We start from the raw sequence: 10,894 nt of genomic DNA, 5'->3' as shown, positions 1-10,894 counted from the left end.
ATCTCCTGGCCAGCCTTCAGACCCTCAACAACTACGACACCTACCACGTCAGCGGCTTCGTGTACTAAAAAATCGATAGCCATGTTAGTCTCCTACAATGGTTTATTTACGAATCGTCTGTTGCGGCTATACCAGCCACAACAATTTCAACCATAATCGGTTTCGATTCACCTCAAGAAAAGTGCTGTCTGGAATAGAATATTCTCAGGATCAGCGATAATTTCATCATCGGCTCAAACATCTGCCGAATGATTCTATTGTGATGCTATCAGTAAGATCTTGACCTGTGTGTGTGATAGCCAATCGGCCTGCCACAGCTCACTGATCGTAGAAGTAGAGAGTATTGGCATCCAGTATTACCCCCACTTTCGGAGTACCTGGAAAACCATCCACCCACTCCTGTATTACCCCGGTCGGAGCAGCAGCGCGTAAATGACACTTCTGCAATATGGCCGGATCTAACTCACTGGTAATCGCTACATCAAACTGATTCAATGTACGCCCGAACACATATGCCGTATGAGCGCCCATGTTTCTTCCCTGCATTTTGAAAGCGGCAAGAATTTCTTCGGGAGTAGTATCCTGGGAGACATAATCAAAAAAGATATCATCTCCAATTCCCTGGGAGGACTTAGCTAACAACAGGATATTACCGCCCTCTTTTACTGCTCTTGACGCCAGGTTTAAGCCTTTCTGGGCCTGGCAGAGACAAATATCGCGCGGATACCCTCCGCAACTTGCAATAACAATATCGAACTTGTCTTTTATGCCGACCCCATAGACTTCCGCACAAACCTTGGCGCCAGCCTTAAGTGTCTTATCCGGTTCTCCGGCAAGAACAGTTACCACCTCACGCTCCGGCGAGAGAATAAAGTTGACAGCTAAGTCAATCCCTACCATCTCCCCTGCTTCTGCGAGATCTTCATGCACCGGGTTTCCATCAAGCACACCTACGTTGACCTGCTCATCAAACATCAGGCTATGATTGTGTGCCCTGGTTGCCTCGCCTCCACAGCCGATCACAGCGCCTTTTGCAGCTCCGGTAAATCCGACAAACTGGTGGGGATCGATCTGTCCGACCACGATCTTATAATCCGCAGATGCAAATAACGCGTTGATATGAACCGGAGTTCCCCGTTTAGTGTAACCGTAGCTCACTATCGGGCTGCTTGTTGCGTCATGGGTAATAACCCTGCAACCACATGCCATCTCGACCGAGATCAATTGTTCAGGAGTTTCACTTCCCTGAAGCGGTTGAACTCCGCCTATTACTATGATCACCTGTTCTGGGTTAAGATCAGGTGCTTTTGCAAACAACCATTTCAGCAATTGAGGCAGCACCGTCTTTAAAGGCAACGGTCTCGCCTCGTCAGGTACTGCGATTGCTACGGTTCGACTTTTTTCAAGGCCACTGAAAAATTCTGCATCACCCTTTTCTGGCTCAAGAAGAGCGTGTTTCAGTGAATCTGTTACAGATTGAACCGGCGCTATTTTTTTTGGCTCTAAAACGTGTATCTCTGCAGTATCCGGAATCCGTACTTCTACGAACCCCTCACCGTACTTCAATTCAAGCTTCATCGATCACCTCTTGCGTCATGCGTAATACATAAAGCAAACAGCGGGCCACTTTACAAAAAAACCACATTCACCTGTTTTTACGTCATATTTCAAAAAACACATACATTGCCGACACGACTCCCCTGCCCAATACCTGGCACCCCGCCCAATTATGGGCGCCGGATTTTCGGCACCCCACATTGTAGCATTCGAGTTTTCCATAGAGAACTGGTTACTTACGCCTGCCAACTTCCTGAATCTGCGCCCGTGCCCGAAGGTCGGATTGCACATAAAAATCGTGTCAGTCTCGGTCAGCACCCATTTCCTGAAACTCAGTTTTCTATTTTTATTTGCTTTTTCGAAATCTTATCTTGTTGCGTCTTCAACGATCTGCCACTGAAAAAGCCCCCTCCCATATTTCATGGGAGGGGGCTTTTTCAGTTATCTTCTAAAAAGGTGCTACTAAATGAAATTTGGATCATTTATCTTAACCAGAGACAAGCCACCCTGTACGTTAAAGGTATTCTCTATGCCTTTAGACCTCAGGACTATCTGCCCTTCGTATGAACGGGTACCGGTATCACAAACAATGAATACTTTCTTGCCCTGCGGAACTTCACCAAAGCGCATGCCCAATTCGGACTGTGGAATGTGCAGCCAACGCTCACTATATTTTTCAAGGTATGGTTCAGCCTGAACAGCATCACGTACATCAAGGATCATTGAATCTGGGTTACCGTTCCATTCTTCAAGGAACTGAACCGGTTCGGTTACAATGTTACGACCATCGAGAATATTGTCGAGAACGTTACCAACATTATTCACAACGTCCATAGCAGATGCGTACGGAGGCGCGTAACCACCCTCGATCTTGGAAATATCATCGACATCTACACCAAAGCGAAGAACTGAAGCAACAGCATCAACGCGGGCCTTCACAGCGTCACCCATGGCACCAACACACTCGATACCAAGTACCTGGCGGGAGTTACGATCTGCGATCAATGCTGCGTACATCGCCTTGGATGTCGGGTAGAAGTGAGCTCTGTCGGCCTGAGTAATTAAAGACATGGCAGGATTGAAACCAGCAGCCTTTGCCTGGTTGAAGGTGAGGCCTGATGTGGCAACACCCATATCGAATACTTTGATGCAGAACGTTCCTACAGTACCTCTGAACAAGGCATGACCGCCGTTAATGTTATCGGCGATAACCCGGCCTTGACGATTCGCAAGAGACCCGAGGGGCATCATCTGGTTATTACCGCTCAACAGGTTACGTACCTCGACGCAGTCGCCGCCTGCATAGATGTTTGGATCGTTGGTTCTGAGGCGTCTGTCGACAATCAGGCCGCCAAACTGGCCGATAGCCAGACCAGCTTCAGAAGCAAACTGGGTATTGGGCCGAATGCCGGTTGAGAGAACGACCATGTCGCATTCAATCTCTTCGTTGCCAAGCACAACAACTGTGGTACCGTTTTCCTTGTTCTCCTTGATCTCTGTAACCCGCTCGGAAACTAATACACGTACGCCGTGCTCCTCCATCTGTTTCTGGACAACCGCAGCCATATTCCTGCCAAGAGCAGCAGGCAGAACCTGATCAGCCATCTCCACCAGGGTAGTCTCAATTCCCCAAAGGTCGGTCATGGCCTCAGCCATTTCGATACCAATTGCACCAGCACCGATAACTACAGCTTTACTGACCTGGCCTTTGGTCATACGACCCTTGATCTCTTCAGCGTGGTGCAGGTTTGAAACGATGTTTACGGTTGGCAGATCGATACCGGGGATTGGCGGCTTGATTGGTGTTGCACCGGTCGCAATTACCAGTTTGTCGTAATCCAGTACCTTTTCTACACCAGTGTCAAGATTCTTCACTGTGAGTTTCCTGCCGCGACGGTCAATCTCAGTTGCCTCTACACGGGTTAGGACATCAACACCCTTAACTGCTTTGAAAAAATGAGCGTCACGAATTGTGTGTGACTGAGTAGACTGTAGCCCCTCGATATCGTTTACGTCACCACCAATATAATAAGGGATACCACAACCACCATACGAAATATGGCTGTCCCTGTCGATTACGGTAATTTTCACATCCGGATTAATACGTCTGAGACGGCATGCGACTTTAGGACCAAGAGCTACTGCTCCAATAATAATTACATGTTTATCCACTTCTTACATCCTCAACAAATAATTGAAAAATAGCATCCGCCCTCCCACTTCGGGCATGCGGATACAAAACAGTCACCCTCCTGTTAAGCAAGGACGAGATATCTTATTCCCGTAAACAGACGGTACTGTATTACGGAATAATACAATTTTCTTTTATTTTTAATATAGCCTGAGAAGAGTACTGCTTTTGAATTCTACGATTTGCAGAAAGGTTGAATACTATAGAGATGCTTTCAAAATCAATATGAGTATAAATCACCAACTAATCTTTATTCTTTATAGAGCCGAGCCAACTACTTATATACTAGACATAAAAAAAATTAACAATAAAAACCCGTCAACCAAGGAGATATTGAGTTTGTTTTTAGAAAGCTTGTTTAAAAAAAGAATACATGACTATGCCCACAGCAACAATCAAACATTCATAGCTCTGATATTATTATATATAATCCTGTCAACGAAATCCGCAAGCCAGTCTGTGAAATTCAACTACCAAGGGTATATTCGTTATTTCGATTAGTTACTAAAACACTCACTAAAATATAACTTCCTAAACAGTAAGTTTTATTTTACACACTTACGTTTTACTTCATTTCGGTAATATATTGCTATTTACGTTTAGTATCATTTCCTTACCCGATTGGCCATTGACCAGTCGAATTTTCATTATTTATTTTTATTGTGAATCAACTTCAGAACCCTGTGTTTCCAAATAAATAAACCTAAACAAAAAGCCTGTGCGGCATTCCGCACAGGCTTTTTTAAATAACAGCATAACTCTTGTCTGACTCGAATTGCAGCTACTGATTTTAAATCAGACCATAGCCGAGGAATCTAGGCAGCCAGGTACTGAGTGCCGGCACGAAGAGCAGCAGCAGTACGCAAAGAGTAATCGCGATAATGTATGGAAAAACATTGATCGAAAGTCTTTCCAAAGAAACGCCGGATAGTTTCGATGCCACGAATAGATTTACACCGAGCGGCGGCGTCAGGAAGGCAATTTCGTTGGTTACAACAAAGATTACACCGAAGTGGATCGGATCGATTCCCAGTGAGACAACCACCGGAAGCAGAATCGGTGTAAGGATAATGATAGTGGAAAGTGTCTCCATGAACATTCCCAGAACATAGAAAACGCCGACCAGGAGCAGCATGACCACGAATTTATTTTCTGAAATGGAAGTGATGAGACTTGCCAACTTGACCGGAACTTGCTCGAGAGTCAATAACTGACCGAACATGGTAGAGGTACCTACGATTACAAGCACAGTACCACCGATCATTACACCATCAACGAGTGCGGTCATAATTTTCGGACCACTCAGTTCACGGTAAATGAGGCCGCCAACCAAAAGACCCCAGAAAACTGCCACTACGGAAGCCTCTACCGGGGTAAAGATGCCGGAGTAGATACCACCAAGAATAACCAGGGGTGTGGCCAGAGACCATTTTGCATCCCAGCACTCTTTTCCAAACACTTTCCACTCGAAGGTACCAGCTTCACCTTTGAAACCCTTTTTACGGGCGATATACCAGGCGACGAGACACTGGGAGACGCCGATGATCAAACCAGGGATCATACCGGCCATAAACATGCCGGTTACAGAAACGTTGGCGATAACCGCGTAAATGATCATCGGGTTACTGGGGGGAATGAGAATTCCCAGCGAACCGCCTGAAGATGATACAGCGCCAGCGTATTCTTTACTATAACCCTGCTTGATCATAGCAGGAATCAACAGTGAGCCAACCGCGGCAACAGTACCGGGCCCGGAACCGGAAATAGCAGAAAAGAACATGCAGGCGAGAATAGTCGCGATACCAAGTCCGCCATACAAATTCGCAGCAGGACGCTTCACCACATTAATGATGTGACGGGTGATACCACCATGCTCCATCAGTGAGCCAGCCACGATAAAACATGGAATCGCCAATAGCGGGAAATTATCGACACCACTGTACAGAGTCTGTGGAATCATTGATAATGGAAAACCGGAAACCATCAGCGAGCCAAAAGTGGCAATTGCCAATGACATGAAAATCGGCATTCCCAAAACAAGGCTGGCAATAAGAGTCACCAGCAAAAGCGTAAGTGTATTCATGATCAGTGTCCTCCCAGCTGCACTACTTCATGCAGGGCTTTGCGTTTAATGAGCTTGATATAGTTCTCAACTATACGCCAGCTCATCAGGAGAAAACCAAAAGGAATGATCATGTAGATGTAGGCTGCAACCCATTCAAGAGTTGGAGTTCTTTCAACAAATTGAAAGGAATTCTGTACCATCTGAATGCCCAACCAGGCAAAGATCATGTTGAACACAAGCCAGCAAACATCAACGAGAATCCACATTACCAACCGAACTTGCTTCGGCATGATAAGATACAAAGCGGTAACCCTTACATGCTGCATACGTTTCGCAGCAAGAGCGATACCGACATAAATCGTCCAAATAAAACAGATACGGCTCAACTCTTCACTCCATGAGAGTGAAGTATGAAACACATAGCGAAGAAACACCTGAACTCCAAGGCAGAGTATCAAGGTTGCCATCAGGCTCGCCGAAAAATACTCTTCAAAGTTGTCATACAGATGTTTGACAAATCCTTTCATTACGCCCCCTAAACACCATCGTAAATCTAATTGTCAGCAAGGCCCGCTACGTTAAGCGGCGGGCCTTTTGATACTGCGACTTAGTTGTTCATGATAGAGAGTGCCTGGTCGACATACTCTTTACCACCAACTTTGTCATAAAACTGAGGCCAGATGGATTTAGCCTTTTCGATCCAAAGCTCTTCATCTTCAAGCTTTGCGAATTCCATTCCCATCTCCTGGCATTTTGCCAGTGCGCCAGCTTCTTTGTCAGCAACCCACTGCCACTGATACTCAGCCGCATCCTGTGCAGCTTTTTTCACGAGTTCCTGCTTGTCGGCGGGAAGTTTCTTGTACCAAACCTCGCTCACGATGATAGGACCAGTCCAGAGCATGTAGTGAAGGTCAGTGATATACTTCTGAACTTCCCAGAATTTCTGGTCGACATTTACGAGGTGCGGGTTGTCCTGGCCGTCGATAACGCCCTGCTGCAAGCCGTTGAATACCTCTGTCCAAGCCATTGGGTGTCCTTCAATACCCCATGATTTGTAGGCCGCAAGCATGGTCTGAACTTTAGGTACACGTACCTTTACACCCTGGAGATCTTCGATCTTGGTGATAGCCTGCTTGGAGTTGGTAAGTACGCGGTAACCGCCTACAAGCCATGCCATTGGACGAACGTTACCTTCTTTGGCGATATCATCAGCCATTTCATCCATGAAGTCTGAACGAAACAGGGTGTATGCATCTTCGATATCAGGGAAGATGTATGGCAGGGTCAGAAGACCTACCTTCGGACTAAAAGGGGAAACATTACCAGAGGCCATAACCGCAACCTGAAGAAGGCCGGAACCAACCTGTTTAACGTTCTCCTGCTCGGAACCCATCTGACCACCAAGGTACAGTTGAACAGTCATCTCTCCATTTGACCGCTCTTCAATGAGTTCCTTGAATTTTTCCAGTCCTGCCGCGTGCAGGCTACCTGGGGGATTTGCTGTTGCTGCACGAATAACGGTTTTTGCCATTACCGCACTGCTGGACATAAGTAACGATACTACAAGCACTGCTATAAAACGCTTCATTCTGATTCCCTCCATAGAAACCGCAACCCTGACCGGGGTTGCGGCTCATTTGACAGTTTCAGTCGCTCTATGAACTGCTATGCGACCCAAACATTTCGGCTGTTTGGATACTACGTTACAACGTGAAATGTTTGATTAGATTGCCTTGTACACTGCGTTACAGTCTTCCTTACCATGACCTTCGGCAGAAGCCTTCTTAAGCATCTCAAGAGAAGCTTCCATTGCTTTCAGATTGAGATCCCAGGCACGTGCCATCTCGCAACCGAGACGAACATCTTTGAGGGCCAGATCAAGACCAAAACGGTTTTCGAAGTCCCCTTCAGCAATCCATGGACCACGAACATCCATCTGGAAGCTTCTTGCACCGGTATCCTGCAACAGCTCGATAAGCAATTTTTTATCGATGCCGGCTTTCTCTCCAGCGCGAACACCTTCTGCTAAGACAACGAGGTTGGACATACCGACCATGTTGCTGATCAATTTGATCGCACAGCTCGCTTCCACACCACCCATGTAGTATGCAGGAGCACCGATGATCGGCCACAGATCCTCAAGCTTTTCGAATAACTCCTTATCACCTCCAATGAACATTGGTTCTTCAGCTTTTTCAGTGTGGGCAGGGGTTTTGCCAAGAGTACACTGCAAGAAGCCGATGTTTTTCTCTTTCGCAGCATCTCTCAATTGAACAGAGGACTGCGGATCGATGGTGCTGAGTTCGATGTGAATAGCGCCTTCTTTCATCTTGGCGAGGAGACCGTCCTCACCAAGCATTACGCCTTGAACATGCTGAGGCAGCGGCAAACTGGTAAATACGATGTCACAATCTGCGAGATCCTCAACGGACTTGGCAGCTTTTCCGGTAGTTCCTGCTGCAATAGTTCTGTTGATAGCTTCTTCACTCAGGTCAAAAACCAGAACTTCCTTTCCTGCGCGGATAAGGTTACGGCAAAGTGGTCCACCCATGAGGCCTGCGCCAATGAATCCGATAGACATAGGTATTCTCCTATTTATGCTTTGGTATTGATTGGCGGCACACAGATTCAGCATACCGCCGTGTGATATACATACTCAATGATGGGAAACCGGCTGATACCGGTTTCCCGAGTGGGGTAGAACTATTTTTATTCAGCTTCCGGCAACCAGAAGAGACCAAGCTCTGCAAGCTTACCTCTGGTCGGACGACCTTCTTTGTCCCAACCGGACATCTCGTAGTAGAGCTGAATGCACTCAGCAAACGAGTCTCTATCGAAGGCAACATCCTTGAGCGGACCAGCAGGCATCTTCTCATACCATCTTTCGATGAGCTTGTCGTCTGCGGGGGTGAATCCGCATCTGTTGTTGAAAATACGGGCCATAACGTTACCACGCTCAACAGCAGTGACAATCTCGAAAAGACTGCTCTCCCAGCCGGTGATTGCCTCAACCGCTTCAACAAGACGCGGAAAAGTCATTGCATGGATCGGCACAGAACAGAAGTTGCAAAGACCAAGGAGGTTATTGATACCCCATGCTTTCTGACCGATATAAAAGAAACGCACCTTAGCAGCATCAGTCTTCAGCGGCTCAACCGGATCGAGTAAACCGAGCGGGAAGAGCTTTGCCACACCGTCGCCCATAAATGCGTGATCATGCGGAGTCTCGATATGATCTGCACCGGTAGGAGAAAGTGCGAAGCCCATAGCCATACCGGACTTACCACGACCATCGTGGAAGGCAGGCTCCTGACCCTTGACATGCATTGCATACTTCTCCGCACCATTACCAATCTTCTCGGCAGCACGCTTAACACCAAGGCTCAAGGTCTCACCGATCCCCTCACGGGCAGCGATTTTTTCGATCAGCCAGAGCATACCGTCTGCATCACCAAAACCGATTGAGCGTCCCTCGAAATCCTCAGCGGTGAGGATGCCGTTTTCAAAACACTCCATGGCGAAGGCAACAACAGCACCGGTGGAAACAACGTCGAGACCGAGAAGGTTACAGAGCTGGTGACCACGTGCAACCGCAGCGATGTCGGCAATAGCGCACATGGAACCGAGGGCTCCGATCGACTCAAACTCAGGACCACCGAATTTTTTATTCAGCGGGTAAGGACTATCGGCCTCTACGCGACGCTTACAGGCAACTGAACACATCCAGCAGGTACCGCGACCGGCAAAGATGGTCTCGTGGTAGTGCTCTGCTGCAAGGGTCTTCCAACCCTCGAACTGACCTTCTTTCCAGTTACGGGTCGGCAGGAAACCTCCGGCGTTAACGCCCTCAGTCAATCCTGGAGTGCCGTACTTGGTAAGGCCGACGTTGGGCGGATGTACCTTAACCTTCTCGCGGTGCCACTGGGCGATCTCTTTTACTTTGTCCGGATTTGCGAATTCGAGTTTTCCGGTACCACGTACGGCGATGGCTTTGAGCTTCTTGGAGCCCATAACCGCACCCATACCGGTACGTCCATTGAAGTGCTCGATATCATTCTGCAGAGCTGCATAGGATACAAGATTCTCACCGGCTGGACCGATACCGCATACACGTACCTTCTTGTCGGTCGCTTCCTCGAGAGCAGTCAGAGTCTCTGCGTTATCCATGCCCCAGAGATCTGCAGCATCACGGATCTCCACCTCACCATCGTTAATCCAGAGGTAAACGGGTGCATCTGCAGCACCTTTAATGATTACTGCGTCAAAACCTGCAAACTTCAGTTCAGGTCCGAAGTAACCGGCCGCCTCAGATTCGGCAAAACCACCGGTAAGGGGCGACTTCGCACCTACAGAAAAACGGTTGAACCCGGAAATCGGTGCACCGGTTACAACGCTGGTAGTGAATACCAACACGTTTTCAGGCCCGAGAGGATCAATATCCGGTTTAATTTCTTTTAATAAAGTCTCACCGATGATTCCGGTACCACCCATATAGGTTCTGTACCACTTCTCACCAGGCTCTTTAATTTCAATTTTTTTATGGGTCAAATCCACATAAAGGATCTTTCCGTTATAACCAAATGGCATTTTTATCCTCCACAAACATGCAAAAGCTTGTGCATTTACAGTCGTCCAAATTTTCTTACGAAAAATTGGCCATACATCTCATCTGCACTGGTATTAAATTCCGTTGCTTTCCAAACTAAAATTCAACAGAAAATCACTATGCATCCTTCCCTTCCAACCGCTTTTCGCCAGACATCCAGACCGTTCCCTCAGAGAAACCCGGTTTTTTGTCTTGCCGGCAACTTTTCCTGCATTTTCAGTTTATTATGAAAATCTCATGGTCAAATAGAAGATTCAGCAATAGATATCTGTTTGAAATTACCTTTCGAATCTTTTTTACCAAAATACGTACTATACCTACCGCCCAACCCCACCTGCTGACTGGGTGCCTGCAGGCGGGTGCGGTGTAAGCGTAATACTACTTATGCTTATGCAGATTCGTAGAGCTTGGTCATGATGAACTCACGATGACCCAGAGCCTCGGCAGCGGTCAGACGACCGTTTGCGGTGCGAAC

General features: G+C 47.3%; 7 protein-coding genes. All 7 read right to left on the bottom strand.

Annotated elements, in window-relative coordinates:
• Positions 1 to 318: 318 nt before the first annotated feature.
• On the bottom strand, positions 319 to 1,578 hold the full coding sequence (larA, locus tag ACN5NT_RS23610; RefSeq protein ID WP_136799935.1) for a nickel-dependent lactate racemase: 1,260 nt from the start codon (positions 1,576 to 1,578) through the stop codon (positions 319 to 321).
• Positions 1,579 to 2,019: 441 nt separating this feature from the next.
• Positions 2,020 to 3,729 (bottom strand): FAD-dependent oxidoreductase, encoded by a 1,710-nt coding sequence (locus ACN5NT_RS23605; protein WP_419177103.1) that lies wholly within the window; start codon positions 3,727 to 3,729, stop codon positions 2,020 to 2,022.
• Positions 3,730 to 4,538: 809 nt separating this feature from the next.
• Positions 4,539 to 5,831: a TRAP transporter large permease gene (locus ACN5NT_RS23600; RefSeq protein WP_136799937.1), complete on the bottom strand. Its 1,293-nt coding sequence runs from the start codon at positions 5,829 to 5,831 to the stop codon at positions 4,539 to 4,541.
• Positions 5,832 to 5,833: 2 nt separating this feature from the next.
• Positions 5,834 to 6,340 carry a TRAP transporter small permease gene (locus ACN5NT_RS23595; RefSeq protein ID WP_136799938.1) on the bottom strand — a complete coding sequence of 169 codons (507 nt, stop codon included), beginning with the start codon at positions 6,338 to 6,340 and terminating at the stop codon, positions 5,834 to 5,836.
• 80 nt (positions 6,341 to 6,420) lie between these two features.
• A complete protein-coding gene (locus ACN5NT_RS23590; protein WP_419177102.1) occupies positions 6,421 to 7,401 on the bottom strand; it encodes a TRAP transporter substrate-binding protein in 981 nt (326 codons plus the stop codon).
• 135 nt (positions 7,402 to 7,536) lie between these two features.
• Complete coding sequence (locus ACN5NT_RS23585; RefSeq protein WP_136799940.1) at positions 7,537 to 8,394, bottom strand: NAD(P)-dependent oxidoreductase; 858 nt, start codon at positions 8,392 to 8,394, stop codon at positions 7,537 to 7,539.
• A 128-nt stretch (positions 8,395 to 8,522) separates the two neighbouring features.
• Positions 8,523 to 10,400 (bottom strand): aldehyde ferredoxin oxidoreductase family protein, encoded by a 1,878-nt coding sequence (locus ACN5NT_RS23580; RefSeq protein ID WP_419177101.1) that lies wholly within the window; start codon positions 10,398 to 10,400, stop codon positions 8,523 to 8,525.
• Positions 10,401 to 10,894: the final 494 nt, after the last annotated feature.

The organism is Desulfosediminicola sp. (assembly GCF_048381775.1).
GTDB classification, from domain to species: domain Bacteria; phylum Desulfobacterota; class Desulfobulbia; order Desulfobulbales; family Desulfocapsaceae; genus Desulfopila; species Desulfopila ganghwensis.
This window is presented reverse-complemented; position numbering and strand designations above follow the sequence as displayed.

Excerpts from the sequence above, each read along its gene's own strand:
- ACN5NT_RS23585 (WP_136799940.1), bottom strand. The coding sequence starts at position 8,394 with ATGTCTATCGGATTCATTGGCGCAGGCCTCATGGGTGGACCACTTTGC.
- larA (WP_136799935.1), bottom strand. The coding sequence starts at position 1,578 with ATGAAGCTTGAATTGAAGTACGGTGAGGGGTTCGTAGAAGTACGGATT.
- ACN5NT_RS23600 (WP_136799937.1), bottom strand. The coding sequence starts at position 5,831 with ATGAATACACTTACGCTTTTGCTGGTGACTCTTATTGCCAGCCTTGTT.
- ACN5NT_RS23590 (WP_419177102.1), bottom strand. The coding sequence starts at position 7,401 with ATGAAGCGTTTTATAGCAGTGCTTGTAGTATCGTTACTTATGTCCAGC.
- ACN5NT_RS23580 (WP_419177101.1), bottom strand. The coding sequence starts at position 10,400 with ATGCCATTTGGTTATAACGGAAAGATCCTTTATGTGGATTTGACCCAT.
- ACN5NT_RS23595 (WP_136799938.1), bottom strand. The coding sequence starts at position 6,340 with ATGAAAGGATTTGTCAAACATCTGTATGACAACTTTGAAGAGTATTTT.